At 70.6% G+C, this 24,981-nt stretch carries 24 protein-coding genes; 16 read left to right on the top strand and 8 right to left on the bottom strand.

Annotation, left to right across the window (positions count from 1 at the left end; genetic code table 11):
• Positions 1 to 42 precede the first annotated feature (42 nt).
• From J3486_RS17740 to J3486_RS17730, 3 genes are all read right to left on the bottom strand, one after another.
• A complete protein-coding gene (locus J3486_RS17740; protein WP_207821330.1) occupies positions 43 to 354 on the bottom strand; it encodes a small hydrophobic protein in 312 nt (103 codons plus the stop codon).
• Positions 355 to 437: 83 nt separating this feature from the next.
• Entirely contained in the window at positions 438 to 812 is a 375-nt protein-coding gene (locus J3486_RS17735; RefSeq protein ID WP_207821329.1) for a peptidase inhibitor family I36 protein, read from the bottom strand.
• Positions 813 to 1,019: 207 nt separating this feature from the next.
• Positions 1,020 to 2,630 carry an MFS transporter gene (locus J3486_RS17730; protein ID WP_207821328.1) on the bottom strand — a complete coding sequence of 537 codons (1,611 nt, stop codon included), beginning with the start codon at positions 2,628 to 2,630 and terminating at the stop codon, positions 1,020 to 1,022.
• Positions 2,631 to 2,740: 110 nt separating this feature from the next.
• On the opposite strand from J3486_RS17730, the gene J3486_RS17725 reads away from it, so the two are divergent.
• The 7 genes from J3486_RS17725 (at position 2,741) to J3486_RS17695 (ending at position 10,517) form a co-directional block, all read left to right on the top strand.
• The gene (locus J3486_RS17725; RefSeq protein WP_207821327.1) at positions 2,741 to 3,382 is read left to right on the top strand and encodes a TetR/AcrR family transcriptional regulator; all 642 of its coding nucleotides are present in this window, start codon (positions 2,741 to 2,743) and stop codon (positions 3,380 to 3,382) included.
• 185 nt (positions 3,383 to 3,567) lie between these two features.
• On the top strand, positions 3,568 to 4,779 hold the full coding sequence (locus J3486_RS17720) for an alpha/beta hydrolase (RefSeq protein WP_207821326.1): 1,212 nt from the start codon (positions 3,568 to 3,570) through the stop codon (positions 4,777 to 4,779).
• A 76-nt stretch (positions 4,780 to 4,855) separates the two neighbouring features.
• Positions 4,856 to 5,734, top strand: a complete 879-nt coding sequence (locus tag J3486_RS17715) for a DUF4429 domain-containing protein (protein ID WP_207821325.1) — start codon at positions 4,856 to 4,858, stop codon at positions 5,732 to 5,734.
• 101 nt (positions 5,735 to 5,835) lie between these two features.
• Positions 5,836 to 7,221: a sensor histidine kinase gene (locus J3486_RS17710; RefSeq protein ID WP_207821324.1), complete on the top strand. Its 1,386-nt coding sequence runs from the start codon at positions 5,836 to 5,838 to the stop codon at positions 7,219 to 7,221.
• Positions 7,222 to 7,236: 15 nt separating this feature from the next.
• Positions 7,237 to 7,914, top strand: a complete 678-nt coding sequence (locus J3486_RS17705) for a response regulator transcription factor (RefSeq protein WP_207821323.1) — start codon at positions 7,237 to 7,239, stop codon at positions 7,912 to 7,914.
• A gap of 246 nt (positions 7,915 to 8,160) precedes the next feature.
• Complete coding sequence (locus tag J3486_RS17700) at positions 8,161 to 9,291, top strand: alpha/beta hydrolase (protein ID WP_207821322.1); 1,131 nt, start codon at positions 8,161 to 8,163, stop codon at positions 9,289 to 9,291.
• Positions 9,288 to 10,517, top strand: coding sequence for an acyltransferase (locus tag J3486_RS17695; RefSeq protein ID WP_207821321.1), 1,230 nt, complete (start codon positions 9,288 to 9,290; stop codon positions 10,515 to 10,517). The genes J3486_RS17700 and J3486_RS17695 overlap by 4 nt, the downstream gene beginning before the upstream one ends.
• A gap of 99 nt (positions 10,518 to 10,616) precedes the next feature.
• On the opposite strand, the gene J3486_RS17690 is transcribed toward J3486_RS17695, so the two are convergent.
• Together J3486_RS17690 and J3486_RS17685 are read right to left on the bottom strand one after the other, a co-directional pair.
• A complete protein-coding gene (locus J3486_RS17690) occupies positions 10,617 to 11,666 on the bottom strand; it encodes an aldo/keto reductase (RefSeq protein ID WP_229378202.1) in 1,050 nt (349 codons plus the stop codon).
• A gap of 5 nt (positions 11,667 to 11,671) precedes the next feature.
• Positions 11,672 to 12,139 carry a MerR family transcriptional regulator gene (locus J3486_RS17685; protein WP_207821935.1) on the bottom strand — a complete coding sequence of 156 codons (468 nt, stop codon included), beginning with the start codon at positions 12,137 to 12,139 and terminating at the stop codon, positions 11,672 to 11,674.
• 96 nt (positions 12,140 to 12,235) lie between these two features.
• On the opposite strand from J3486_RS17685, the gene J3486_RS17680 reads away from it, so the two are divergent.
• The gene (locus J3486_RS17680) at positions 12,236 to 12,703 is read left to right on the top strand and encodes a GNAT family N-acetyltransferase (RefSeq protein WP_207821320.1); all 468 of its coding nucleotides are present in this window, start codon (positions 12,236 to 12,238) and stop codon (positions 12,701 to 12,703) included.
• A gap of 148 nt (positions 12,704 to 12,851) precedes the next feature.
• Positions 12,852 to 13,661 (top strand): serine hydrolase, encoded by an 810-nt coding sequence (locus J3486_RS17675; RefSeq protein ID WP_207821319.1) that lies wholly within the window; start codon positions 12,852 to 12,854, stop codon positions 13,659 to 13,661.
• Between the two features lie 37 nt (positions 13,662 to 13,698).
• Here J3486_RS17675 and J3486_RS17670 read toward each other — a convergent pair whose 3' ends face one another.
• Positions 13,699 to 14,364 (bottom strand): pirin family protein, encoded by a 666-nt coding sequence (locus J3486_RS17670; RefSeq protein WP_207821318.1) that lies wholly within the window; start codon positions 14,362 to 14,364, stop codon positions 13,699 to 13,701.
• An 85-nt stretch (positions 14,365 to 14,449) separates the two neighbouring features.
• Between J3486_RS17670 and fasR the strand changes: the two genes are divergently transcribed.
• The 5 genes from fasR to J3486_RS17645 all read left to right on the top strand — a co-directional run bounded on the left by fasR (position 14,450) and on the right by J3486_RS17645 (position 19,432).
• Positions 14,450 to 15,670, top strand: a complete 1,221-nt coding sequence (gene fasR, locus J3486_RS17665) for a fatty acid biosynthesis transcriptional regulator FasR (RefSeq protein WP_207821317.1) — start codon at positions 14,450 to 14,452, stop codon at positions 15,668 to 15,670.
• 89 nt (positions 15,671 to 15,759) lie between these two features.
• On the top strand, positions 15,760 to 16,674 hold the full coding sequence (locus J3486_RS17660) for an ACP S-malonyltransferase (RefSeq protein ID WP_207821316.1): 915 nt from the start codon (positions 15,760 to 15,762) through the stop codon (positions 16,672 to 16,674).
• Between the two features lie 18 nt (positions 16,675 to 16,692).
• Positions 16,693 to 17,724, top strand: coding sequence for a ketoacyl-ACP synthase III (locus J3486_RS17655; protein ID WP_207821315.1), 1,032 nt, complete (start codon positions 16,693 to 16,695; stop codon positions 17,722 to 17,724).
• 97 nt (positions 17,725 to 17,821) lie between these two features.
• Positions 17,822 to 18,070, top strand: a complete 249-nt coding sequence (locus J3486_RS17650; RefSeq protein ID WP_103834200.1) for an acyl carrier protein — start codon at positions 17,822 to 17,824, stop codon at positions 18,068 to 18,070.
• 90 nt (positions 18,071 to 18,160) lie between these two features.
• Positions 18,161 to 19,432: a beta-ketoacyl synthase gene (locus tag J3486_RS17645; RefSeq protein ID WP_207821314.1), complete on the top strand. Its 1,272-nt coding sequence runs from the start codon at positions 18,161 to 18,163 to the stop codon at positions 19,430 to 19,432.
• A gap of 205 nt (positions 19,433 to 19,637) precedes the next feature.
• On the opposite strand, the gene J3486_RS17640 is transcribed toward J3486_RS17645, so the two are convergent.
• Positions 19,638 to 20,132: a DUF3145 domain-containing protein gene (locus J3486_RS17640; RefSeq protein WP_207821313.1), complete on the bottom strand. Its 495-nt coding sequence runs from the start codon at positions 20,130 to 20,132 to the stop codon at positions 19,638 to 19,640.
• A 292-nt stretch (positions 20,133 to 20,424) separates the two neighbouring features.
• Between J3486_RS17640 and J3486_RS17635 the strand changes: the two genes are divergently transcribed.
• Positions 20,425 to 21,345 carry an SGNH/GDSL hydrolase family protein gene (locus J3486_RS17635; protein ID WP_207821312.1) on the top strand — a complete coding sequence of 307 codons (921 nt, stop codon included), beginning with the start codon at positions 20,425 to 20,427 and terminating at the stop codon, positions 21,343 to 21,345.
• A 30-nt stretch (positions 21,346 to 21,375) separates the two neighbouring features.
• A complete protein-coding gene (locus J3486_RS17630; protein WP_207821311.1) occupies positions 21,376 to 22,377 on the top strand; it encodes an aldose epimerase family protein in 1,002 nt (333 codons plus the stop codon).
• 132 nt (positions 22,378 to 22,509) lie between these two features.
• On the opposite strand, the gene J3486_RS17625 is transcribed toward J3486_RS17630, so the two are convergent.
• Entirely contained in the window at positions 22,510 to 24,948 is a 2,439-nt protein-coding gene (locus J3486_RS17625; RefSeq protein WP_207821310.1) for a glycoside hydrolase family 3 protein, read from the bottom strand.
• Positions 24,949 to 24,981: the final 33 nt, after the last annotated feature.

The following is a 24,981-nucleotide window of genomic DNA, read 5'->3' as shown; positions in this document are numbered from 1 at the left end:
GCCGCCTGGAGTTAACCGCTCGGAACGGTCATCCGCTCGCGCTCAGAACATTCCTCCCGCGGTGGCTCCGATCCCTGAGGCGAGCCAGACGATCGCGAGCAGAGTGTCGATCGCACCGAGCACGACCGCGACCAGGGCCGGCATCGACTGGGTGCCGGTCCACCGACGGCCCATGGCCAGCCAGCCGCAGACGACGGCGGCCGGTCCGAGCACGATCTGCAGGACGAAGAACCCGGCGATCGCGCAGATGAGGCCGATGATTCCGAGCGACGCGCGATCCGGCCCGCTCCGTGACCACGTACGGCCACGTGAACGGGGGCGCTTGCGCGTGGTGTGTCCGAAGCCCGCCATCATCACTCCCTGAGTTCGTTCGGACTCGGGCCATGATTCGGGTACCCCGCTTGTCGCCGTCTACGTCTGCCGCGCGGCGCGCCGCCTCATCTCTCCCAGATCTTGAACGCCCGTACGCGATACGGAGCTTCGGGCGCCCAGGTACCGCTGCCGGGGTACGTCTGGAACTCCCCGGTCTCCGCGCACTCCGCGGACTGGTAGGTGGTGACGGGCCGGCCGGTCCGGTTGGCGAGGGACGCCGCGCTGCTCCCCTCCGGCAGCGCGACGCAACTCTCGATGTCGGTCCCGGACAGCTCGTAGGTGTGGCGGGCCCCCTTGAAATCGGTCTTCGCCCACAGGCACAGCTCCCCCGCCGCGCAGTTTACGAGCGTCGGCGGTGCGGCCGCGGTGGCGAGGCCGGGTGTGAGAGCCATCGTGGCGAGTGCGACCGTGGTCACCTTGGCCATCATGGACGTACGCATGTGCATCAACCCCCGTGTCATATCGACCAGTTGCGTTCGCGACTGATCGCTTGCCTGACACTCTGGCCCGGAAGGATCGGTTCCGGGAAGGGGTGTCGAGGGACGTCACCCGGATAAGCGAAAGCCCTCGGAAAGTTCCCGAGGGCTTCCCTCGCACGGGCGGTTTCACCCCCGCGTGCCCGGCTGAACGCGGCAGAGCCGAACGCGTCAGATGTGTGCGGCCCCCGCGCCCGCCTCCGCGTTCTCGCCCCGCTTGGTCAGCAGCGCGACGAAGATGGCGACGACCGCCACTCCCGCGGCGACCAGGCAGGCCAGGCTCATGCCGGAGATGAACGTGTCGTGGGCGACATCGGTGATCTTCGCGGCGATGGCGGCAGGAGTCTGGTCCGGGACCGGAGCGACACCGACCTGGACCGCCTCCGACGCCTGATCCAGTTGTCCGGCGGTGAGCGGCGGAAGCTTGGCGTCGGCCCAGTTGCCCGCCAGGTCGTTGTCGACCTTCGACGCCATCACGGCACCGAGCACGGCGGTGCCGAGGCTGCCGCCGATCTGCATCGCGGCCTGCTGGAGTCCGCCGGCGACACCGGACAGCTCCATCGGAGCGTTGCCCACGATGACCTCCGTGGCACCGACCATCACCGGTGCCAGGCCGAGGCCGAGCAGGGCGAACCAGACGGACATGATGCCGCTGCCCGTGCCCGCCTCCAGCGTGGACATCCCGTACATGGCGAGGGCCGTGCACACCATGCCGCCCGCGAGCGGGATGCGCGGGCCGACCTTCGTGATCATCGCGCCCGCCAGCGGCGAGGCGACGATCATCATGCCGGTCAGCGGAAGCAGGTGCAGGCCGCTGTCGACCGGGCTCATCCCGTGCACGTTCTGCAGGTAGAAGGTGACGAAGAACAGCCCGCCCATGAATGCGATGGCCATGAGCACCATCAAAACCACACCGGCCGACAGCGGCACCGAGCGGAACAGCCCCAGCGGGATGAGGGGCTCCGCGACCCGGGTCTCCCAGAGCGCGAAGAGCACGAAGCACAGCACCGCCGCCGCGAGGAACGCCCACGTCTTGCCGTCGCCCCAACCCCAGGCCGGCGCCTTGATGAGGGCCCAGACCAGACAGAACATCGCGCCGGAGAGCAGCACGATGCCGAGGATGTCGAAGGAGCGCGGCGCGTTCTCCGCACGGTGGTCGAGAAGGATGACGAGCCCGAGGACGAGCGCGATGACGCCGACCGGGACGTTGATGAAGAAGACCGACTGCCAGCTGACGTGCTGGACGAGCAGGCCACCGAGGATGGGCCCGCCGGCGGTCGAGGCGCCGATCACCATGCCCCAGATGCCGATCGCCATGTTGAGCTTCTCGGCCGGGAACGTGGCCCGCAGCAGGCCGAGCGCGGCCGGCATGAGCAGCGCGCCGAACAGGCCCTGGAACACCCGGAACGTGATGACGAAAGCGATGCTGTCGGACAGGCCGATGGCTCCCGATGCGGCGGCGAAGCCGACCACGCCTATGAGGAAGGTCTGTCGGTGTCCGAACCGGTCGCCGAGCTTGCCCGCGGTGATCAGCGTAACCGCGAGGGCGAGGAAGTAGCCGTTGGTGATCCACTGGACATCGGCGAAGCTCGCGCTGAGGTCCTTCTGAATGGCCGGGTTGGCGATGGCGACGATGGTGCCGTCGAGGGCGACCATCATCACACCGATAGCGACAGAGAAGAGGGTCAACCAAGGGTGGCCACGAAGTCCCTTGGCGGATGCCGGGGCGGGGCCGGGCTCCGGAACCCTGTCCGCCTTGTCGACAGTGATCTGACTAGTCATGCGTTCGAGGCTAGTGACAGCCCCTGACAGTTGACCAACCATTTCACAAGTCGGTAACTGTCGCTTCGCTCACACTATGCTGATCTGCACAAACGGCTAGAAAGAGGACCATGGCCGCCCGACCCAACCTGCGTGAACTCAAGAAGCAACGCACGCGAAACGCCCTGCTGCGTTCGGCACTTGAGCTCTTCACGGCCCAAGGGTTCGACCGGACGACGGTCGACGAGATCGTCGAGGCCTGCGAGGTCTCCCAGCGCACCTTCTTCCGCTATTTCGCGAACAAGGAGGAGGCCGCGTTCGCGGTGCAGGAGATGGTGGAGGGCCGTTTCGTCGCCGCACTGCGCGAACGCCCCGCAGAGGAAAGCCCGTTCGAGGCCCTGCGGCACACCGTCCTCGGCACCTGGGACGCCCTGAGCCGCTCCGTGGAGGAGGTCATTCCGGTCGAACTCCACATGCGGACCTACCAGATGATCGAGTCGACTCCCCCGCTGCTCGCCGCACATCTGCGCCGCTCGATCGAGCTGGAGGAGGAGATCGCGCACGTCATCGCCGAGCGTGAGGGCGTCGACGTGGACAGCGATCCGCGCCCACGCGTGGCCGTGGCCGCGTTCAGTGGCGTGATGCGCCTGAGCGGACGCCTGTGGGGCGCCGGCGAGGACGCCAGCGTCGACGCGATCCGCGCCCTCACGGAGACGTATCTCGATCACCTGAATCCGGCGCTCGGTGAACACTGGCGTCGCGATCACACGTGAACGGCGCACGAGTGCGCCGACGTGACGCCGGTCGCACTCCCGCGCACACGCAGCGCTTCGACTCCCTACGCAGCGTGAAGACTTGACCTCAACCGTGTCCGCTTTTACCTGAATGCACCGCGCAAAACGTGATCTGCCTCACCCGTGGCACGGAGCCTCATGCGCTTCTCCTAGGGTGTCCCGCAGTGACTTCCTTCGACTCGTCCCCCCAACTCAACGTCTGGCGCGCACTGCTTGCGCTGGCCGTCGTGTTCGTCATGCTGGCGACCACCGGCTGGACAGCGGTTCGTCAGCACCGCGGCGTCGCGACGCCGCTCCGGTCCGCACTCACCGCCTGGGAGCACGGTCGGATAGACGGGCACGCGCTGCCCTCCGCCGACGGCTCGCCCGCCCGGCTCGGGCACTTCTTCGCCTCGCTCACCCCTCACCAGCGCAGTCGCCTCGCCGCCCGCTATCCGCTCGCGGTCGGCAACATGAACGGCGCGCCCGTGGAACTGCGCTACCAGGCGAACCGCATCGCGCTGCACCAGGCCGCCAAGGTCGAGCGCGGGCGCATGCACGACAGCCGCCTGTCGTCGGTGGGTCATGCCGACGCGACGCAACGTAGGCAGCGTTTCGCGCTCCTGGCCCGGTCCGACCGCGACATCCTCGCCTTCGACCCCACCGGCGCCGGCCGGGTGGCCGAGGTGTTCGGCGACCTCGACAAGGCGCAGCGCGTCTCGGTCGTGGTGCCGGGTGTCGACACGAACGTGCTGACCTTCCAGCGCACGTTCCGCAAGTACTCCGCACCGGTGGGCATGGCCCGCTCGCTCTACGCGGCCGAGCGCACGGCGAGCCCGCACACCCGCACTGCGGTCATCGCGTGGGCCGACTACACGGCCCCCGTCGGCCTGGGCGTGGACGCCGCCACGGCGATGCGCGCGGACGACGGCGCGGTCCGGCTCAACGCGATGCTGCGCGGCCTGCCCGGCAGCTCGCCCGTCGCCCTGTACTGCCACAGCTACGGCTCGGTGGTCTGCGGCGTCGCAGCGCACAACGTGCCGTCGCGGGTCAGCGACATCGCGGTGGCCGGCAGCCCGGGGATGCGTACGCAGAATGTCGCGGGCCTGCACACCCGCGCGCGCGTGTGGGCGACTCGCGACAAGGACGACTGGATCCAGGACGTGCCGTACCTGGAGGTCGGCGGGCTCGGACACGGTGCGGACCCGGTCTCCTCGGCCTTCGGCTCCCGGGTTGTCGCCGCAGGAGACGCCAAGGGCCACACCGGTTACTTCGAACCGGGCACGGAGAGCCTCAGCAACTTCGCCGAGATCGGAACTGGCTCGTACCGATCGGTGGTCTGTGCGGACGCGGATCAGGACTGCCGGGCGGGATTTTCCGGCAGTACCTCCGCCTGACGCGCGTAGAGAACGGCGAAACAGTGGTCCGACGCAACAGGCGACGGAGGCGCGCGTGCCGCATACGATGAGCCGCATGGGTGACGTACTGGCCGGATTTCATGCCGCCTGGGAGTTCGAGTCCGACTCCGTGCGCATCCGCTTCGAACGGGGGATCCGCACGCCGAAGCTTCTTCAGGCGTTGGGCGAGCGCCGCATCCCCCTGGAAGCGATCGCGGCGGTGACTCTGACTCCCGGAAAGCGCGGGACCGTGGTGTTGCACGCTGTGCCGAGACCGGGCGCCGATCCTCTGATGGACGCCGCGGCCGGCCAGCTCAAGGAGGGCAGCGACCCCTATCGGCTGGTGCTGCCCGCCGAACGGGAGACCCTCGCCGAGTACTACGCGGACGAGCTGCGCGGGCAGCTCGTCGCCGACGACGACGTACGGACCGACGGCTATCTGGTGGCTCCGCCCGAGGCGCCGCTCCAGTTCAAGGCGTACGACGGGAAGGCCTCCTTCGACGGCTCGTCGGTCTCCTTCCGCTGGTTCTGGACCGGTGCGTCGTCCGCGAAGTGGAAGGCCGGGGACAAGACCTTCCCGGTCGGCGACCTGAGCGGCGTCGAATGGCGTTCGCCCGAACTGTTCGAGGGACATCTGCGGCTGCTGCACCGTGGCACGGTCGACGAGCAGCCCGGGCAGGCCGACCAGGACCCGGCCGCGGTCGTCTTCGGACTCGGCTACGGACCGGTGCACGAGTCGCTTCCGTTCGCCGCCTCCGTGCTCGCGGCCGTGCGCGCGACGGGTTCGGCCCCGGCCGTGACCGGACAACTGCCCGCCCAGTCGTCAGCACCCGCACGCCGTGACCCGGCGGACATCGCCGAGCGGATCCGTCACCTCGGGGAGCTGCACCAGGCGGGCCTGGTCACCGACGCCGAGTTCTCGACGAAGAAGGCCGAACTGCTCGCGGAGCTGTGACAGCGGGGCGCTCCGCTTCTCTGTGATACCTGGGTACGACGTGCGGTGAGCACCTCGGTATGACGTCATCGATCAGCGATGTTGCCTACGCTGATCCGGCCATGAGCAATGCATCGAGCTCCCCTGATCAGCCGCCCCGGCCGCCGGACGAGGCCCCCGGACGGACGGGGGCCCGGCGTGCGTCCGCCGCACTGCGCCGCGGCCTGGGCGAGGCGGCCCGCTGGTCGGCGGCCGCCGGCTCCGGGCTCGCGGCCGCTGCCGGCGACGCCCGGACGGAGCCTCTGTTCGCCCACGCGCCGAAGCGTTGGATGCGTGTGCTGCCGTACGTGATCGCGCTCGGGTTCACCGCGACCCTGATCCCGGTCACCACCCAGGTGCTGTCGAACGACTACGGGGTGGGCGGTGGTCTCGCCGGTGCGATCGGCGTCGCCCAGGCCGCCCCGCTGCTGCTGGCGGTCTCCCGGCCCCTGGCCGCCTGGTGCATCATGATCGTCGCCGACGTGCTGGGGACGATCCCCCTGTTCCAGGGAGACGCACACCATCCGTCGCCCTGGACCCCCATGGTCGTCGTGGGGTATCTCGCGCTGTGCATCGCCCTGGCCCTGCGGGAGAGCCGTCGCACGCTCATCGGCGTCTGGCTGGTCACCGTCGTCGCCAGTATCGGCGTCGGGTCCTTCCGGGACAGCACCAGCCAGGACACGGGTGTGCTGCTCATCGTCCTGAGCGGTGGGGTCCTGCTCCTGGGTGCTCTGCTGCGCGAGCGCGGGGAGGCTCAGCGCAGACTCGTCGAGCAGGAGACGATCAGCGAGGCCGAGCGGACGCGCCGCACTCTGCTGGAGGAGCGGGCGAGGATCGCCCGGGAGCTGCACGACGTCGTCGCCCATCACATGTCGGTGATCACTGTGCAGGCGGATTCGGCGCCGTACCGTCTGCCGGATCTGCCGGGCGAAGTGCGGGAGGAGTTCGCCTCGATCGCAGCCGGAGCCCGCCAGTCGCTGACCGAGATGAGACGTCTGCTCGCGGTGCTGCGCAGCGAGGAGGCGCAGGGAGATCTGACGCCCCAGCCGGGCCTCGCACAGCTGCAGCAGCTGGCGGAAGCGACGAGACGCGGTGGTGTGCCCACCGAGCTGTCCTACCCGGAGCTGGCGCTGGTCCGTCAACTGGCCGATGTGTCACCGGCGGTGGATCTCTCCGCCTACCGCATCGTGCAGGAGGCGCTCGCGAACGTCGTGCGGCACGCCCCCGGTGCGCGGGCGCAGGTCTCGATCGGGCTCGAGGAGGACGCCTTGCTGGTGATCGTCGTCAACGGCCCGGCACCGGGGCCGCTCTCCCCGCTCGAGTCGACCGGCACCGGACACGGCCTCGTGGGGATGGGCGAGCGCGTACGGTTGGTCGGCGGCACGCTGGACGTCGGCCCGCTGCCCGGCGGAGGCTTCCGTGTCGCGGCCCGCCTCCCGCTGACCGCGCCCGACTCCCCCACGGTGTAAAGGAATTCGGCACGCATGACCATCCGCGTGATCATCGTCGACGACCAGACCATGGTGCGGGCAGGCTTCGCCGCGCTGCTGTCTGCGCAGAGCGACATCGACGTCGTGGGTGAGGCTCCCGACGGCAGGAAGGGTGTCGAGGTCAGCCGCTCCACCCATCCCGACGTGGTTCTCATGGACGTACGGATGCCGGAGATGGACGGGCTGGCCGCCACCAGGGAACTCCTCGATCCGCCGCCCGGCGTGGTGCACCGGCCCAAGGTTTTGATGCTCACCACGTTCGACGTGGACGACTATGTCTACGCGGCGCTGCGGGCCGGAGCCTCCGGCTTCCTGTTGAAGGACGCGCCGCCGGCCGATCTGATCGCCGCGGTCCGCGTGGTCGCGGCCGGCGAGGCGCTGCTCGCTCCTACGGTCACCAAGCGCCTCATCGAGGACTTCACGAAGACCATGCCGGTACGCAAGGAGCGCTCGCCCCGGCTGAAGACCCTGACACCGCGCGAACTCGAAGTTCTGGAACTGATCGCACGGGGGCTGTCGAACCAGGAGATCGCGGAGAAGCTGGTCCTGGCCGAACAGACCGTGAAGACCCACATCGGGCGGGTCCTGGCCAAGCTGGGGCTGCGCGACCGGGCCCAGGCAGTGATCTTCGCGTACGAGTCGGGGCTCGTCACTCCCGGACAGCAGCAATAGCCCCTACCCGGGTATGACATCTCACGATCCGCAGGGCACGACCGGGCCGGGCCCTTCATCGCCAACTCCTCGGGTATCACGGCGTTCTGCCAGGTGAGCGCCGTGTCCGCCCGCCACCCCCTACTGCGGTATCAGTCACCGATACCCAGGTATCACCTCCGAGTTGGCTCCGTGGTGTGACGCCCCGCCTGCGATCACGTCCTTACCTTCCCTCTCGTCACGCCAACGGACGGAGGGGAGAGGGCGATGGTCCTGGGCTCAGGGAAACGACGCGCTCGGCGCACACTGGTCGCCGCCGCGCTCACGACGACGATGGTCGCGGGTACCGCGGGATGGGCATCGGGACACGAGCAGCGTCCACTCACCGGCCCACCGCCGGGCACCGCGTCCTGGCGGACCGACGACTCGCTGAGCGTCACGTTGCCCGATCCGGCGACAGCACGGCCCGATCAAGTCTCCGCCTTCTTCGCCACGTTGAGCGCGGCCGACCGGCATCGGCTGGTCGCTCGGCATCCTTCGGTCGTCGGCAACCTGGACGGTGCGCCGATCGCGCTGCGCTACGAGGCGAACATGCTGGCGCTGCGGTCGGAGCGGGCACAGGCTCTGGCCGCCGCCCGTGACACGGCGCGCTCCGAGCAGGAGCGGGCGAGCGCACGTGCCCGCTCGGAGCGCTACGCCGAGCTTCTCGCACCGGGACGGCGGATCATCGCCTTCGACCCACGGGGTCGCGGTCAAATCGCCGAAGTCTACGGGGACTTGACCGCAGCCCGGCATGTGTCGGTGATCGTGCCGGGGTCGGACATCGACCTGGACTCGTTCGACCGGGCCAAGGACGTGTACGGGACTCCCACCGGGATGGCTCGCTCCCTGTACCGGGCGGCGGACGCGCGGACAGCGGTGGTGGCCTGGGTCGGCTACACCACTCCGGTGGGGCTGGGCCTCGACGCGGCCACGGGGCGGCTGGCCGAGGCGGGAGCGCCACGGCTGGCCCGCTTCGTGCAGGGCCTCACAGCCGTGGGCGCCCCGGAACCGGCCGTCTTCTGCCACAGCTACGGGTCGGTGGTGTGCGGGCTCGCCGCCTCCCGGCTTCCGGCGTCGGACCTGGTGGTCTTCGGCTCTCCCGGATTGCACGCCGACAGCGTGGCCGATCTGCACACCCACGCCCGGGTCTGGGCCGCGCGGGACGACAGCGACTGGATCGCCAAGGTGCCGAACGTCGAACTGTTCGGCCTCGGTCACGGCGCCGACCCCGTCTCCTCGTCCTTCGGCGCCCGGCGCGTGCCGGCCGAGCGGGCCGAGGGCCACACCGGCTACTTCGCGCCCGGCACGGATTCGCTGCGCGCCTTCACCGACATCGCCATCGGAGCTTCGTCATGACCCTTGCCTCTCTGCGGAAATCCGCGTCAGCGGCCGTCGCCTCGATCGACGCCAAGACCCCCGCGCACCGCGACCGGGCGGTGGACGGGCTGCGGGCCCTGGCCCTGCTGGCCGTGCCCACCGGCCACTGGCTGCTCGGCGGGTTCACCGTGGACGCCCAGGGCGCCCTGCACAATGCGAGCCCGCTGTCCGCCTTCTCCTTCTTCGCGCCACTGAGCTGGGTGCTGCAGATGCTCGGCATCTTCTTCCTCGTCGGCGGCTACGCGTCAGCGCTCTCGTACAGCCGCGCACGAGAGCGCGGCACATCGACGAGCGAGTGGCTGCGCGGCAGACTCGCCCGGCTGGGCCGCCCGGTGCTGGGCGTGACCGCGGTCTGGGCAACCCTGCTCCCGGCCCTGCATGCCCTCGGGGTGCCCTGGCAGACGCTGCGCACCGGTTCCACCTTGGTCATACAGCCCCTGTGGTTCGTCGGTGTCTACGCGGCGATCACCGCACTCACACCGTGGTGCCTCCGGGCCGCGCGACGATGGGGAGCGTGGGCCGCGGCGCCGCTGATCGGCTCGGTCGCCCTCGTCGACTTCCTGCGGTACGGGCCCTTCGCCCCCTCCATGCCGTCGTGGCTGAGCCTGCTGAACCTGCTGCCGGGCTGGCTGTTCGCCTACCAACTGGGCGTCAGCTGGGGTGAGAAGAAGCTCGGACGGCGTGGCGCCTGGGCTCTGCTGATCGGTGGGGCCGTTCTGTTCGCGGCGCTACTCCTTGTGTTCCACTACCCGACGTCGATGGTCGGCGTGCCGGGAGAGGCGCGGACCAACTCGCATCCGCCGTCGCTTCTCGTGCTCGCCCTGGCGGCCGCACAGAGCGGTGCGGCGATCCTGCTGCACAACCGCATCGGCGCGCTCCTTCGGCGGCCCGCTCTCTGGGCACCTGTCGTGATCATGAACCTCTCGGCGATGACGATCCTGTGCTGGCATCAGACGGCGATGCTCACAGCCGCGATACCGGCATCCTTCGCCGGCGCGGTACCGGGGCTGACCCAGGCGCCCGACACGCTCGCCTGGGTGGCGACCCGCCTCGCGTGGCTGCCGCTGTTCGCGGTGCTGCTCGCCCTGACGGGCCGCTATGCGCGGGGGTTCGAAGCGCCGTGGACGCGGGCGCGTCGAGGGCGCCGGGCTCTGGCGGGGGTCCTTGCCGCAGGGTTCGCGGTCTTCGCCCTGGGGCTGGCGTGAGGCCTCGGCCCGGGCTTCGCCGCCGCGGCCGGTCCGGCGCGGCGGCGAGGGCGGGGCCCGGACCGCCGCTCGGGGGCGGTCCGGCGGCCGACCGCCCGGCTACTGCTCGCGGCCCGCCGAGGTGAAGCTCATGTCGGCATAGCGGTCACCGGAGACCTGGGCGGCGATGGGCTCCAGCAGCGCCAACTCGTCCTCGGTGAGGGCGATACGGGTCGCCGCGGTGTTCTCCTCGACGCGGCTGCGCTTGCGGGTACCGGGGATCGGAACGACAGCGAGACCGAACGTCTGCGCGCGGTGCTGCGCCCAGGCCAGTGCGATCTGGCCGAGGGAGGCCTCGTGGGCGTCGGCGATCCGGCGGACCGGTTCGAGCAGCGCCGCGTTGGCCGCGGCGTTGTCCCCGGTGAAGCGGGGCTGCTGGCGGCGGAAGTCGTCCGCGGACAGCTCCTTGTCGGCGCTGACGAAGGCGCCGGTGAGGAAACCGCGACCCAGCGGGGAGTAGGGGACGAGTCCGACACCCAGCTCGGCGGCGGTGGGCACCACCGACCGCTCGATGTCGCGGCTGAACAGGGACCACTCCGACTGGACGGCCGCGATCGGGTGCACGGCCTGCGCGGCCCGCAGTTCGGCGCCGGTGACCTCGCTGAGGCCGAGGTGCTTGACCTTGCCGGCCGTGACGAGCTCCGCCATCACGCCGACCGTCTCCTCGATCGGTACCTTCGGGTCGCGGCGGTGCATGTAGTACAGGTCGACCGAGTCGACGCCCAGACGCTGCAGGCTGGCGTCGATGCAGGTCCTGATGTAAGCGGGGTCGTTGTTGATGATGCGCTTGTACGGGGCGCTCGGATCGAGCCCGATGGCGAACTTGGTCGCCAGGACGATCTCGTCACGATGCGCTTTGACGAAAGGAGCAAGGAACCGCTCGTTCTCGCCGTCACCGTAGGCGTCGGCGGTGTCGTACAAGGTGACGCCGAGTTCCAGGGCCCGCTCCAGGGTGGCCCGGGCCTCGTCGGCGTCCGTCGGACCGTAGGCCCAGCTCATCCCCATGCAGCCGAGGCCCTGCACGCCCACCACGGGCCCGTTGCTTCCCAACTCAACAGTGGAGATACGCGGCTGGTCGCCGATCTGTGACGCCCTGTCCGTGCTGCTCATGCGGTTCATGCCCTCTCCGACGCCTCCCGGGCGCCCGCATAGAAATTGATCTTGTGGTCCAGCACGGCCAGGGTGTCCTGGAGTTCGGCCATCCTGTGCAGTACGTCGCGGCGGGTCGATTCGAGGAGTTCGCGGCGCTCGTCGAAGGTCCGCTCGCCCAGCCGCACGAGCTCGGCGTAGCGGACCATGTCCGCCACCGGCATGCCGGTGAGCCGGAGCTTGTTGACGAAGGCGAGCCAGTCGAGGTCGTGGTTGCTGTAACGGCGCTGACCGGTGTGCGAGCGGTTGATGTCGGGCATCAGGCCGATCCGCTCGTACCAGCGGAGGGTGTGCGCGGTCAGCCCGGTGAAGGCCGAGACCTCGCTGATGGTGTAGCGGTCCTGGCCGTCCGGACGCGGATGCACTTCAGGGGCCGCGACGCAGGCGTCGACCCTGGCCTGGGTGGGTGCGGGCGTGGTCTCCATCACCGTCATGGTCTCCACGCTAGAACCTTGGAGTGCACTCCAGGCAAGCAAATCGTGGCGAAATCCCGACGACAGCCGGGCGGCCCCCTCGCTACGGTGCGGATCATGAAGCCTGCCCGCCGTGCGGTCCCCGAGGACGCAGAGGAACTGGTTCGCCTGCGCAAGATCATGCTCGACTCGATGAGTCCGAGCGACGATGTGGACTGGCAGCAGCCCACGCTCGAGGCATTGCGGTGCCATCTCGCCGATCCGGACGGCGAGTTGACGGCCTTCGTCGTCGAGGACCCGAGTGGCTCCGGCGGCCTCGCGGCGTGCGCGACCGGGGTGATCCAGCGCAGCCTGGGCAGCCCCGGCAATCCGTACGGAACCACGGGACACGTCTTCAATGTGTGCACCGACCCGGGGCACCGCAGGCGCGGCTACTCGCGTGCCTGTATGGAAGCCCTCCTGGCCTGGTACAAGGAGCACGACGTCCGCCGGGTCGATCTGCACGCCACAGCTACCGGGGAGCCGCTCTACGCCTCGCTCGGGTTCACCCGCACCCCGGCGCCCGCGATGAGGGTGACGCTCTAGGTGTAGTGACCCGGAGCGTTGTTCACACGGCTGATGGGTGGCTTTCCGCCCCGGAACGCCCTAGGGACCGTCTGCCCAGGGACGCCTAGGGACTGTCCGCCCCGGGACGCTTCACGGGCGTCTCGGGGGAGGAATTAGGCTCGTAGGCATGCAGAGCCTCGCGTTGATCGAGAACTGGCCGGTCCCGACCGCCGCCGCAGCCGTCGTCCATGCGGACGGCACGGTGCTGGGGACCCACGGCCCCACGGCCCACCGTTTCCCCCTGGCCTCGGTCACCAAGCCGTTGGCGGCCTACGCGGCGCTTGTCGCGTACGAGGAGGGCGCCATCGAGCTCGACGAGCCCGCCGGCCCCGAGGGTGCGACGGTGCGGCATCTGCTGGCGCACACCAGCGGCCTCGCGTTCGACGAGCACCGGACGACGTCGGAGCCCGGCACGCGGCGGCTCTACTCGAACGCCGGCTTCGAGGTGCTCGGGGACCACATCGCGAAGGCGACGGACATCCCGTTCGCCGAGTACCTGCGCCAGGCCGTGCTCGAACCGCTGGGGATGACCGCGACCACGCTGGAGGGCTCCCCCGCCAAGGACGGGGTGTCGACGGTGGACGACCTGGTGCGGTTCGCCGCGGAGGTGCAGGCCCCGCGACTGCTCGACGCGCGCACCGTGGCCGAGGCGATGACCGTGCAGTATCCGGGGACGAAGGGTGTACTGCCGGGTTACGGACATCAGAACCCGAACGACTGGGGGCTCGGGTTCGAGATCCGGGACCACAAGTCGCCGCACTGGACGGGGAGTTCGTCGTCACCGCGGACGTTCGGCCACTTCGGACAGTCCGGGACGTTCCTGTGGGTGGACCCGGACGCCGGGGCGGCCTGTGTGGCGCTGACGGACCGGGCGTTCGGGCCGTGGGCGGCCGAGGTGTGGCCGCCGTTCACCGACGCGGTGCGCGCCGAGCTCTGACCGGGGACGAGGGCGGCGGCGCGGGCACGCCGCCGGGTCAGCCGCTCATCTCCCAGACCAGGAGCTGGGCCTCCACCGCGGCCAGCGCCTCCAGGCCCGCCTCCCCCGTGATGCGGGCCGCGTCACCCGGACCCAACTCGGCTTCCCCGAGCCGGACTTCGCCCCGCACCACGTGCAGGTAGACGTACGGCGCGGTCGGCAGTTCGGTCCGCTCGCCGACCGCGAGGCGCCGCACGTGGAGCATGGCGCCCGCCGCCGGGACGTCGTACGGGGTCGAGTCGGCGATGCCGTGCACCACCTCGTACGCGGGATCGCCACCGGGGTCACGGGGAGCGAGCCACATCTGGATGAAGACGAGCGGCTCGGTGCCGTCGTTGCGCTCGACGTGCCGGACCCCGCCGCCCGAGCTGAGGCGCTGCACGTCGCCGGGGCGCACGACGGATTCGCGGCCTGTGGAGTCCCGGTGGGTGAGCTCGCCGGTGGCGACCCACGTCACGATCTCGGTGTGGCTGTGCGGGTGCTCGTCGAAACCGGCACCCGGGGCGAGGTGTTCCTCGTTGCAGGCAAGGATCGCGCCGAATCGCAGATTGTCCGGGTCGTAGTGCGGACCGAAGGAGAACGCGTGGCGGGACGCGATCCCGGCCCCCGGTTCACCCCCGACATAACGGTCGCCGGAGCGGCGTACATCAATCACGCGCTCCACGGTAGCCCCCGTTTCCGGCCTCCTCCCCCGGTCCGGTCGGACCCTCCACTCCGCTGAGCCGTTCCGATAAGGCAGTCTTGTCCCCGTGCCCCAATCGGAATCAGCGAACGAACCAGCGGACCTCCGGCCGGACGTCCATGCGACGCCGCACCCGCACGCGGCAACCCTGAAGCGACTGGAGAAGTCGTCCGGGGCGCTCGCCGCGCAGGCGATCACGCGCATGGACGAGACGCTGCCCTGGTACCGGGCCATGCCGCCGGAGAACCGGTCGTGGATCGGCCTGGTGGCACAGGCGGGAATCGCCGCGTTCACCGAGTGGTTCCGGCACCCCGATGCCCCGCAGGCGATCTCGACGGACGTCTTCGGCACCGCGCCCCGGGAGCTGACGCGGGCGATCACCCTGCGCCAGACCGTGGAGATGGTGCGGACCACGATCGAGGTCATGGAGTCGGCCATCGACGAGGTGGCCGCGCCGGGCGACGAGAGCGTGCTGCGCGAGGCCCTGCTCGTGTACGCGCGGGAGATCGCGTTCGCGACCGCCCAGGTGTACGCGCAGGCCGCGGAGGCGCGGGGTGCGTGGGACGCCCGTCTCGAGTCGCTCGTCGTGAACGCCGTGCTGTCCGGGGAGGCTGACGAGGGCGCGGTCAGCCGGGCCGCGGCGCTGGGCTGGAACTCCCCCGAGCATGTGTGCGTGGTGCTCGGCACGGCCCCCGACGGGGACAGCGAGCTGACCGTCGAGGCGATCCGGCGGGCTTCTCGCCACGCCAAGCTCCAGGTGCTCACCGGGGTGCTCGGTGACCGGCTGGTGGTCATTGCGGGCGGCAGCGACAATCCACTGGCCGTGGCGAAGTCACTGATCGGGCCGTTCGCGGCCGGCGCCGTGGTCGCTGGGCCCGTGGTCCCCGACCTGCTCGCCGCCACGCGGTCCGCGCAGGCCGCGGCCGCCGGCCTCAAGGCGTGCGGCGCCTGGCAGGATGCGCCACGTCCGGTTCTGGCGGACGATCTGCTTCCGGAGCGCTCGATCGCGGGCGACCCGTCCGCGCGCGAGCAGTTGGTGGAGGAGATCTACAGACCGTTGGAGGAAGCGGGCTCGGCGCTTCTGGAGACGCTCAGCGTCTATCTGGAGCAGGCGAGCAGCCTGGAGGGGGCGGCGCGGATGCTCTTCGTGCACCCGAACACCGTCCGCTACCGGCTCCGACGTGTGACCGACGTCACCGGGTGGTCGCCATCGGATGTGCGCTCCGCGTTCACCTTGCGCATCGCGCTGATCCTGGGGCGTCTGGCCGACGGAGATCCCCAGTCGTAGGCTTTTGTCGGGGGCCTACAATTCCCCCTTCGGTTCTTCGTCCCTGTCCCCACGGGCGGCCCGACCCGTCCCCAAGAGAGAGTGTGAGAGTGCTCGTACTCGTCGCTCCCGGCCAAGGCGCCCAGACGCCCGGCTTCCTGACCCCCTGGCTCGACCTCCCCGGTGCCGCAGACCGCGTCGCCGCGTGGTCCGACGCCATCGGCCTCGACCTTGCCCACTACGGCACGCAGGCCGACGCGGACGCGATCCGTGACACGGCCGTGGCCCAGCCGCTGCTCGTGGCGGCCGGGATCCTGTCGGCGTCCGCGCTCGGTGAGGTCACGCCGGGCGCCGTCGCCGGTCACAGCGTCGGTGAGATCACCGCGGCCGCCTTCGCGGGCGTACTCGACGACACCGCCGCTCTGCAGCTCGTGCGCAAGCGTGGTCTGGCCATGGCCGATGCCGCCGCGGTCACCGCGACCGGGATGTCCGCGCTGCTCGGCGGTGACCCCGAGGTGACCGTGCCGCACCTGGAGAAGCTGGGCCTGACCCCGGCGAACGTGAACGGCGCGGGCCAGATCGTGGCCGCCGGCACGCTCGAGGAGCTGGCCGCGCTGGAGGCCGACAAGCCCGAGGGCGTGCGCCGCGTGGTGCCGCTGACGGTGGCCGGAGCCTTCCACACCCGGCACATGGCCCCGGCCGTGGCGACGCTGGAGGAGGCCGCCAAGGAGCTGGCCCCGGCCGACCCCACGGTCACGTACGTCTCGAACAAGGACGGCAAGACCGTCGCCTCCGGCGCCGAGGTGGTCTCCCGCCTGGTCGGCCAGGTCGCGAACCCGGTCCGCTGGGACCTGTGCATGGAGACGTTCAAGGAGCTCGGTGTCACCGCGCTCATCGAGGCGTGCCCCGGCGGCACCCTCACCGGTCTTGCCAAGCGCGCTCTGCCGGGCGTCAAGACCCTCGCCCTGAAGACCCCCGACGACCTCGACGCAGCCCGCGCCCTGATCGCCGAACACACGGCCTGAGAAGGAGATCCGAGCAGCATGTCGAAGATCAAGCCCAGTAAGGGCGCCCCGTACGCGCGCATCCTCGGTGTCGGCGGCTACCGGCCGACCCGGGTCGTGCCGAACGAGGTGATCCTCGAGAAGATCGACTCGTCCGACGAGTGGATCCGTTCGCGCTCCGGTATCGCCACCCGCCACTGGGCCAGTGACGAAGAGACCGTGGCGATGATGTCGATCGAGGCCTCCGGCAAGGCCATCGCGGACGCCGGCATCACGGCGGAGCAGATCGGTGCCGTGGTCGTCTCGACCGTGTCGCACTTCGCGCAGACGCCGGCCATCGCGACCGAGATCGCGGACAAGCTGGGGACGCAGAAGGCCGCCGCCTTCGACATCTCCGCCGGCTGCGCGGGCTTCGGCTACGGCCTGACTCTCGCCAAGGGCATGATCGTCGAGGGCAGCGCCGAGTACGTGCTGGTCATCGGCGTGGAGCGGCTGTCCGACCTGACCGACCTCGAGGACCGCGCGACGGCCTTCCTGTTCGGTGACGGCGCCGGTGCCGTGGTCGTGGGCCCGGCCACCGAGCCCGCGATCGGCCCGACCGTGTGGGGCTCCGAGGGCGACAAGGCCGGCACCATCAAGCAGACCGTGCCGTGGGACAAGTACCGCGTCGGTGACCTCGATCAACTGCCGCTGGACTCCCAGGGCAATGTCAAGTTCCCTGCGATCACGCAGGAGGGCCAAGCGGTGTTCCGCTGGGCCGTGTTCGAGATGGCGAAGGTCGCCCAGCAGGCGCTGGACGCGGCCGGAATCAGCCCGGACGACCTGGATGTCTTCATTCCCCACCAGGCCAACGAGCGGATCATCGACTCGATGGTGAAGACTCTGAAACTGCCGGAGCACGTCACGGTCGCCCGCGATGTGCGCACCACCGGCAACACGTCGGCCGCCTCGATCCCGCTCGCGATGGAGCGGCTCCTGGCGACCGGCGAGGCGAAGAGCGGCGACACCGCGCTCGTCATCGGCTTCGGGGCGGGTCTCGTGTACGCCGCCACGGTCGTTACCCTCCCCTAGGCATCCCGTCCGGATCTCCTGATCCGGACGAGCCCGCCTACCTGCCGCTGCCGCGGCGGGGCCACACCCTCTGGAAACACACCGAAGGAGCGCCACAATGGCCGCCACTCAGGAAGAGATCGTCGCCGGTCTCGCGGAGATCGTGAACGAGATCGCCGGCATCCCGGTCGAGGACGTCCAGCTGGACAAGTCCTTCACCGATGACCTGGACGTCGACTCGCTGTCCATGGTCGAGGTCGTCGTCGCCGCCGAAGAGCGCTTCGACGTCAAGATCCCGGACGACGACGTCAAGAACCTCAAGACCGTCGGCGACGCCACGAAGTACATCCTCGACCACCAGGCCTGAGCCAACCGCTCCGGACCTTAAAGGTCAGTCGCTCCGCCACCCGGCGGTGGCGCCGCTGAATCCCTCGCATCCGTTGGAGAAAGAATTCCTGTGAGCTCGACCAATCGCACCGTGGTCGTCACCGGTATCGGCGCAACCACACCGCTGGGTGGCGACGCGACATCCACCTGGGAGGGCCTGGTCGCCGGACGTTCCGGTGTCAAGCCCCTCGAGCAGGAGTGGGCCGCCGAGCAGGCGGTCCGCATCGCGGCGCCGGTCGCCGTGGAGCCGGGTGAGGTCATTCCTCGTCCTCAGGCCCGCAAGCTGGACCGCTCCGCGCAGTTCGCGCTGATCGCCGCCCAGGAGGCCTGGGCCGACGCCGGCTTCGAAGGCAAGGCGGGCGAGGACACCAGCGTCGACCCCGACCGTCTGGGCACCGTCATCGCGTCCGGCATCGGCGGCGTGACCACGCTCCTCGACCAGTACGACGTGCTGAAGGAGAAGGGCGTCCGCCGCGTCTCCCCGCACACCGTTCCGATGCTGATGCCGAACGGCCCGTCGGCCAACGTGGGGCTCCTCGTGGGCGCCCGTGCCGGTGTGCACACGCCGGTCTCCGCCTGCGCGTCGGGCGCCGAGGCGATCGGCTACGGCATCGAGATGATCCGTTCCGGCCGCGCCGACGTCGTCGTCTGCGGTGGCACCGAGGCGGCCATCCACCCGCTGCCCATCGCCGCGTTCGGCAACATGATGGCGATGTCCAAGAACAACGACGACCCGCAGGGTGCCTCGCGCCCCTACGACGTCGCCCGTGACGGCTTCGTCCTCGGTGAGGGCGCCGGCGTCATCGTCCTGGAGTCCGCCGAGCACGCCGCCAAGCGGGGCGCCCGCGTCTACGCGGAGGCGGTCGGCCAGGGCATCTCCGCCGACAGCCACGACATCGTGCAGCCTGAGCCGGAGGGCCGCGGTATCGCGCACGCCCTGCAGAACCTGCTGGACAACACCGACCTGGACCCGGCCGAGATCGTGCACGTCAACGCGCACGCGACGTCGACGCCCGCCGGTGACGTGGCCGAGCTGAAGGCGCTGCGCAAGGTGTTCGGTGACGACGCCGACCACATGGCCGTGTCCGCCACGAAGTCCATGACCGGGCACCTGCTCGGTGGTGCCGGTGGCGTCGAGACCGTGGCGTCGGTGCTCGCGCTCTACCACCGCCTGGCTCCGCCGACCATCAATGTGGAGAACCTCGACCCCGAGGCCGAGGCCAACGCCGACATCGTGCGCGGCGAGGCCCGGAAGCTGCCCGTCGAGGGCCGTATCGCCGCGCTGAACGACTCGTTCGGTTTCGGTGGGCACAACGTCGTTCTGGCCTTCAGGACGGTCTGACGCTCCGCTGAACCGGAAGCGGGCCCCAGCCGGATTTCCGGTTGGGGCCCGCTCCTGTTTCGCATCAGCGTCGACGTCGGCGCCCGCCGTGCGGTGCCGTCCCGCGGGCGCGGGGCGCGTGCGGCCGGTCGCGCCATCGTGGTGGAGCCGCACATCGGCACGGCCCAGCGCCCCGGGAACGACCCGGCGCCCTGGCGAAGCCGCACTACACAACCTGGTGGAGCCACCTCACCGGGGCGCCCTCGCCCGCGTAGCGGAAAGGCTCCAGTTCGTCGTCCCAGGGCTTGCCGAGGAGTTTGGCGAGCTCTGCTTCCAGGTTCGCCTCGCCGGCCGTGGAGCGGGCCAGGGCGGCGCGCAGACGGTCCTCCGGGACGAGGATGTCGCCGTGGATGCCGGTGACGGCGTGGAAGATGCCGAGTTCGGGGGTGGCGCTGTAGCGCTCGCCCTCGGCGGCCGCGCAGGGTTCGGCCGTCACCTCGAAGCGCAGCAGTTGCCAGCCGCGCAGCGCGGAGGCCAGCTTGGCGGCCGTGCCGGCCTCGCCCCGCCAGGAGAATTCGGATCTCCAGGTGCCCGGCGCGGCAGGCTGCCTGATCCAGTCGAGGCTGACGCGCGCGCCGAGTACGCCCGCGACCGCCCATTCGACGTGCGGGCACAGCGCGCGCGGTGCGGAGTGCACGTACAGAACTCCACGTGTCGTCACCGGGACCTCCAGTGTGGGTCGAGGTTCGCCTTCCCCAGCGGCCTCGCGCCCGTGCCGAGCCTTCTTCCCTCCGGGCCCGGACCGGGTAGGTCAAGACAAAAAGGGACACATCTGACGTGTTGTAATTTAGCGGAACCGGTACAGCGGGGTCTCACTGGGTCGACCGGGGACCCCGGGGCGAGGCTATCGCGCAGCGGTGCAAGGAGTGTGACGTACTGTCGGTCCGGGGGCACGCAAACGCCGAGCTTTCACCCGGCGGGGCGCACCGGCACGCCAAGGAGGGGACCACGGGATGCGGAAACGAAGTCACCGGTCGACCACCGTTCGGGCCACTGTCGCCACGGTGACGGCGGCCCTGCTCGGTGTCGCGGGGCTCACCGCGTGTGACGCCTCCGGTGACAACTCCCCCGGTCCTCAGGGCTCCGCGTCCTCCGCGAAGCCGTCGCCGAAGCCCACTCCGACGTGGGACACGAGTCCTCGTTCGGTTGCCGCCGTGGGTGACTCGATCACGCGGGGGTTCGATGCGTGCAGTGTGCTCTCGGACTGTCCCGAGGTGTCGTGGGCGACCGGCACGGACAAGGACGTCGACAGTCTCGCCGTGCGGCTGCTCGGCAAGAGCCGCGCCAAGACACACAGTTGGAACTACGCGCGGACCGGGGCGCGGATGGCCGAGTTGCCGCAGCAGATGAAGCAGGCCGCGGCGGTGCGTCCAGGGCTGGTGACGGTGATGGCGGGGGCCAATGACGCGTGCCGGGCCTCGGCCGGCGCGATGACTCCCGTGGCGGACTTCCGGGCCGACTTCGAGGAGGCGCTGCGGCAGTTGCGGCGCGAGGCGCCCAAGGCGCAGGTGTACGTCATGAGCATCCCGGATCTGAAGCGGCTGTGGTCCGAGGGGCGGCAGAACCCGCTGGGCAAGCAGGTGTGGAAGCTGGGCATCTGTTCGTCGATGCTGGCCGACCCCGATGACGTGGACGCCGCGGCGACCGCTCGGCGCGACTCCGTGCAGGAGCGCGTGGAGGAGTACAACCGGGTGCTCAAGGACGTGTGCGGCGCCGACAAGCGGTGCCGGTACGACGGAGGCGCGGTCTTCGGCTTCCGGTTCGAGGGGGAGCAGTTGAGCCGGTGGGACTGGTTCCACCCGAGTGTGGACGGGCAGGCGAGGCTCGCGGAGATCGCCTATCGCGGAGTGACCGCCGAGAAACCCGCCGCCTGAGCACCGGCGTGCGGGCGTAGGGTCTCGATCATGCGCAGTGAACTCTTCGGCACGCTGGCCGACGGCACCGACCGTATCGACGTCCACCGTTGGATCCTGGAGCGGGACGGGGTGCGGGTCCGCGTCCTGACGTACGGGGGCATCGTGCAGTCGGTGGAGGTGCCCGACCGGTCGGGCGGCGTCGCCGACATCGTGCTCGGTTTCCCTGATCTCGACGGGTATCTGGCGCACCCGGAGCCCTACTTGGGAGCGCTGGTCGGGCGGTACGCGAACCGGATCGCGGGCGGCCGGTTCACGCTCGACGGGCAGGAGTACACCCTCGCGCGCAACAACGAGCCGAACTCGCTGCACGGCGGTGAGCGCGGTTTCGACAAGCGGGTGTGGGCCGCCGAGCCCTTCGGCGTGTGCGGGGTACGGCTCAGCCGGGTGTCGCCGGACGGCGAGGAGGGCTTCCCGGGGCGCCTCGATGTCACGGTCACCTACGAGCTGGAGGCCGGGGGTGCGCTGCGGATCTCGTACGAGGCCGGGACCGATGCCCCGACGATCGTGAACCTGACCAATCACACGTACTGGAACCTCGGCGGGGCCGGTGCGGGAAACGCGGCGGGCGGGCACGAGCTGCGGATCGACGCCGGGCGTGTGAGCGCGGTGGACGAGAACCTGATTCCGGTCGGGGAACCGCGGGACGTGGCCGGGACGCCGTTCGACTTCCGGGAGATCCGGAAGGTCGGGCCCGGATACGACCACAACTACGTGCTCGACAAGGGTGTCGGTGAACAGGCAGTCGAGGTCGCCGAGTTGCACGATCCGGCGTCCGGGCGGGTGCTGAGCGTGGCCACGACCGAGCCGGGGCTGCAGCTCTACACCGCCGATCACCTCGACTCCTCGCTGCCCTTCGCGCCCGGGGACGGGATCGCCCTGGAGACGCAGCACTTCCCGGATTCGCCGAACCGGCCGGATTTCCCGTCCACCGTGCTGCGGCCGGGTGAGGTGTACCGGTCACAGACGGTGTACGGCTTCGGGGTCCGCTAGGGCCTGTCCAGCGGATCTTGTCGCGGGCGCGGGCCACACGGATGCGGCCTGATCCACCGGACATGCCCTAGCAGCGGTGACACCCCGTAGGGGCGGCGGGGTCAGGTGTCGCCGCCCCTGGTTCGAGGGGCCTCAGGCGACGATCGTCTCAGTGACGCGGCCGTCGGTGAGGGAGCGGCCTGCGGTGAGTTCGTACGTGCCCGGCCGGTGGGCCCAGGCGCCCGCGGTCTCGTCCCAGGTCTCGAAGGTGCGGCGCGGCAGTTCGATCACGGCCTCGACCGTCTCGCCGGGGGCCGCGGTCACGTTCGCGAAACCGGCCAGCCAGCGGGCCGGGCGGGTCGCGTCGGGCTCCCCCGGCGCCAGGTAGAGCTGGACGGTCTCGCGGCCGGGGCGTTCGCCCGTGTTGCGGACGCGGACGGTCGCGGTGGCGCCTTCGACGTGGAGCGACTCGTACCTCCAGTCGGTGTAGCCGAGGCCGTGGCCGAAGGGGTAGGCGGGGGCGGCGCCGGACCGGTCCCAGGCGCGGTAGCCGATGAACACGTCCTCGGTGTAGGCGAGTTCGCCGCCGGTGGGCGTCACCTCGGTGACCGGGGCGTCGGCGAACGAGCCCCAGGTGGTGGGCAGGCGTCCGCCGGGCTCCTCGGCGCCGGTGAGGACGTCGGCGAGGGCGTCGCCGCCTTCCTGGCCGGGGAACCAGCCGAGCAGCACGCCCGCGACCTCCTCGCGCCACGGGAGTTCCACCGGGGAGCCGGAGTTGACGACCACGACGGTGTTCGGGTTGACGGCGGCGACGGCGCGCACCAAGTCGTCCTGGCGGCCGGGCAGTCGGAGGTCGGTGCGGTCGAAGCCCTCGGACTCGACGCGCTCGGTGGTGGCGACCACGACCACGGCCGCTTCGGCGTCGCGGGCGGCTTCGACGGCCTCGGCGATCAGTGCGTCCGCGGCGCGGCGCGGGCCGAGGTGCACGAGGCTGAACATGACGGCGGGCAGCGGCATCGCGAGGGACTTGTCGAGCGGGTGGAGGAGGGAGACCTCGACCGGCCTGCCCTCGGTGAGCGCGACCTTGCCGCGCTCCAGCGGGGCGCCGAAGAACGCCTCGAAGGGGTCGGCCTCCTCGCCCATGGCCTGGACGCCGTCGTAGAGGACGGTGCCGTCGACGGTGAGCGTGAAGGCGCCGAGACCCCGGGTGCCGAAGGCGTGGTCGCCGCTCTCGCGCGGGGTGAAGGTGCCCTTGACCTCGATGCTGTGCAGGGCTTCGTGGGTGGCGCCCGCGGGGAGGTCGTCGCCGAGCCACTGGACCTGGCCGTTGGGCAGGGAGCCCTCGCCGATGACGTTGCCCTCGGCGTCGCGGCAGATCGCGCGCAGTTCGAACCCCTTGTCGGCGGGGGCGAGTTCGTCGCTCGGGTCGGCTCCGACCGCGTACGTCAGGGAGGTCAGGGCGCCGGAGAGGCCGTCGAGCGGGGAGACGATGCGGGCCGGGAAGACGGTGGCGGAGCCGCCGCCGAGGACGCGGGCGTCGCGGGCGGCGGCGCCGATGAGGGCGACCTTCGCGTCGGGCCGCAGGGGCAGTACGCCGTTGTTGCGGACCAGGACGAAGGCGCGGCGGGCGATCTCGCGGGCCAGGGCCTCGCCGTCGATCTCGGCGGGGGCGGTGGTGACGACCGGCTCGGCGCCGTCGAGGATGCCGACGCGGGCGGCGAGGCGCAGCACGTTGCGCACCGCGTCGTCGACCTCGGACTCCTCGACCTCGCCGGCGCGGACGGCGGCGGCGAGGGCCGGGCCGTAGACGGTCTGCGGGCCCGGCATCGCGACGTCGAGGCCGCCCTTGATGTCGCCGGTGGTGGAGCGGGCGGCCATCCAGTCGGAGACGTTGAAGCCGTCGAAGCCCCACTCACCGCGCAGCACCTCGTTCACCAGGTGGCGGTGCTCGGTCATCGTCACGCCGTTGACCTGGTTGTAGGCGGTCATGATGCCCCAGGGGTGGGCGCCCGCGACGATGGCCTCGAAGGGGGCCAGGTAGAGCTCGCGCAGGGCGCGCCCGGAGATCACGTTGTTCACGGTGAAGCGGTCGGTCTCCGCGTCGTTCGCCACGAAGTGCTTGACCGTGGTGCCGACACCGCCGGACTGCACGCCCTGGACGTAGCCGGTGCCGATGGCGCCGGTGAGGTACGGGTCCTCGCTGTACGCCTCGAAGTGGCGGCCGCCGAGCGGGGAGCGGTGCAGGTTCACGGTCGGGGCGAGCAGCACGTGGACACCCTTGCGGCGGGCCTCCTGGGCGAGCAGCGCACCCGCGCGGCGGGCGAGGGACGGGTCCCAGGTGGCGGCGAGGGCGGTCGGGGACGGCAGGGCGATCGACGGGTCGTCGGCGGTCCAGCGCACGCCGCGCACCCCGATCGGGCCGTCGGACATGACCAGCGACTTCAGGCCGATCTCGGGGATCTCGGGCAGGCTCCACATGTCCTGGCCGCCGAGCAGCCGGGCCTTGGTGTCGAGATCGAGCTTGCCGAGTGCGGCCTCGACGACCGTCTCGCGGGCCTGGGCCTTCTCGTCGCCATCCATGTTCTGCGCCATGCCGGCACCTCCTCGTCGAGGTTCATCAAGTCT

The sequence above is a fragment of the Streptomyces sp. VRA16 Mangrove soil genome (genome assembly GCF_017377775.1).
Classification (GTDB): domain Bacteria; phylum Actinomycetota; class Actinomycetes; order Streptomycetales; family Streptomycetaceae; genus Streptomyces.
This window is presented reverse-complemented; position numbering and strand designations above follow the sequence as displayed.

Coding starts and splice junctions, on each gene's coding strand:
- J3486_RS17740 (WP_207821330.1), bottom strand. CDS start 354: ATGATGGCGGGCTTCGGACACACCACGCGCAAGCGCCCCCGTTCACGT.
- J3486_RS17735 (WP_207821329.1), bottom strand. CDS start 812: ATGCGTACGTCCATGATGGCCAAGGTGACCACGGTCGCACTCGCCACG.
- J3486_RS17730 (WP_207821328.1), bottom strand. CDS start 2,630: ATGACTAGTCAGATCACTGTCGACAAGGCGGACAGGGTTCCGGAGCCC.
- J3486_RS17725 (WP_207821327.1), top strand. CDS start 2,741: ATGGCCGCCCGACCCAACCTGCGTGAACTCAAGAAGCAACGCACGCGA.
- J3486_RS17715 (WP_207821325.1), top strand. CDS start 4,856: ATGGGTGACGTACTGGCCGGATTTCATGCCGCCTGGGAGTTCGAGTCC.
- J3486_RS17710 (WP_207821324.1), top strand. CDS start 5,836: ATGAGCAATGCATCGAGCTCCCCTGATCAGCCGCCCCGGCCGCCGGAC.
- J3486_RS17705 (WP_207821323.1), top strand. CDS start 7,237: ATGACCATCCGCGTGATCATCGTCGACGACCAGACCATGGTGCGGGCA.
- J3486_RS17700 (WP_207821322.1), top strand. CDS start 8,161: ATGGTCCTGGGCTCAGGGAAACGACGCGCTCGGCGCACACTGGTCGCC.
- J3486_RS17695 (WP_207821321.1), top strand. CDS start 9,288: ATGACCCTTGCCTCTCTGCGGAAATCCGCGTCAGCGGCCGTCGCCTCG.
- J3486_RS17690 (WP_229378202.1), bottom strand. CDS start 11,666: ATGAGCAGCACGGACAGGGCGTCACAGATCGGCGACCAGCCGCGTATC.
- J3486_RS17685 (WP_207821935.1), bottom strand. CDS start 12,139: ATGACGGTGATGGAGACCACGCCCGCACCCACCCAGGCCAGGGTCGAC.
- J3486_RS17680 (WP_207821320.1), top strand. CDS start 12,236: ATGAAGCCTGCCCGCCGTGCGGTCCCCGAGGACGCAGAGGAACTGGTT.
- J3486_RS17675 (WP_207821319.1), top strand. CDS start 12,852: ATGCAGAGCCTCGCGTTGATCGAGAACTGGCCGGTCCCGACCGCCGCC.
- J3486_RS17655 (WP_207821315.1), top strand. CDS start 16,693: ATGTCGAAGATCAAGCCCAGTAAGGGCGCCCCGTACGCGCGCATCCTC.
- J3486_RS17650 (WP_103834200.1), top strand. CDS start 17,822: ATGGCCGCCACTCAGGAAGAGATCGTCGCCGGTCTCGCGGAGATCGTG.
- J3486_RS17635 (WP_207821312.1), top strand. CDS start 20,425: ATGCGGAAACGAAGTCACCGGTCGACCACCGTTCGGGCCACTGTCGCC.
- J3486_RS17630 (WP_207821311.1), top strand. CDS start 21,376: ATGCGCAGTGAACTCTTCGGCACGCTGGCCGACGGCACCGACCGTATC.
- J3486_RS17625 (WP_207821310.1), bottom strand. CDS start 24,948: ATGGCGCAGAACATGGATGGCGACGAGAAGGCCCAGGCCCGCGAGACG.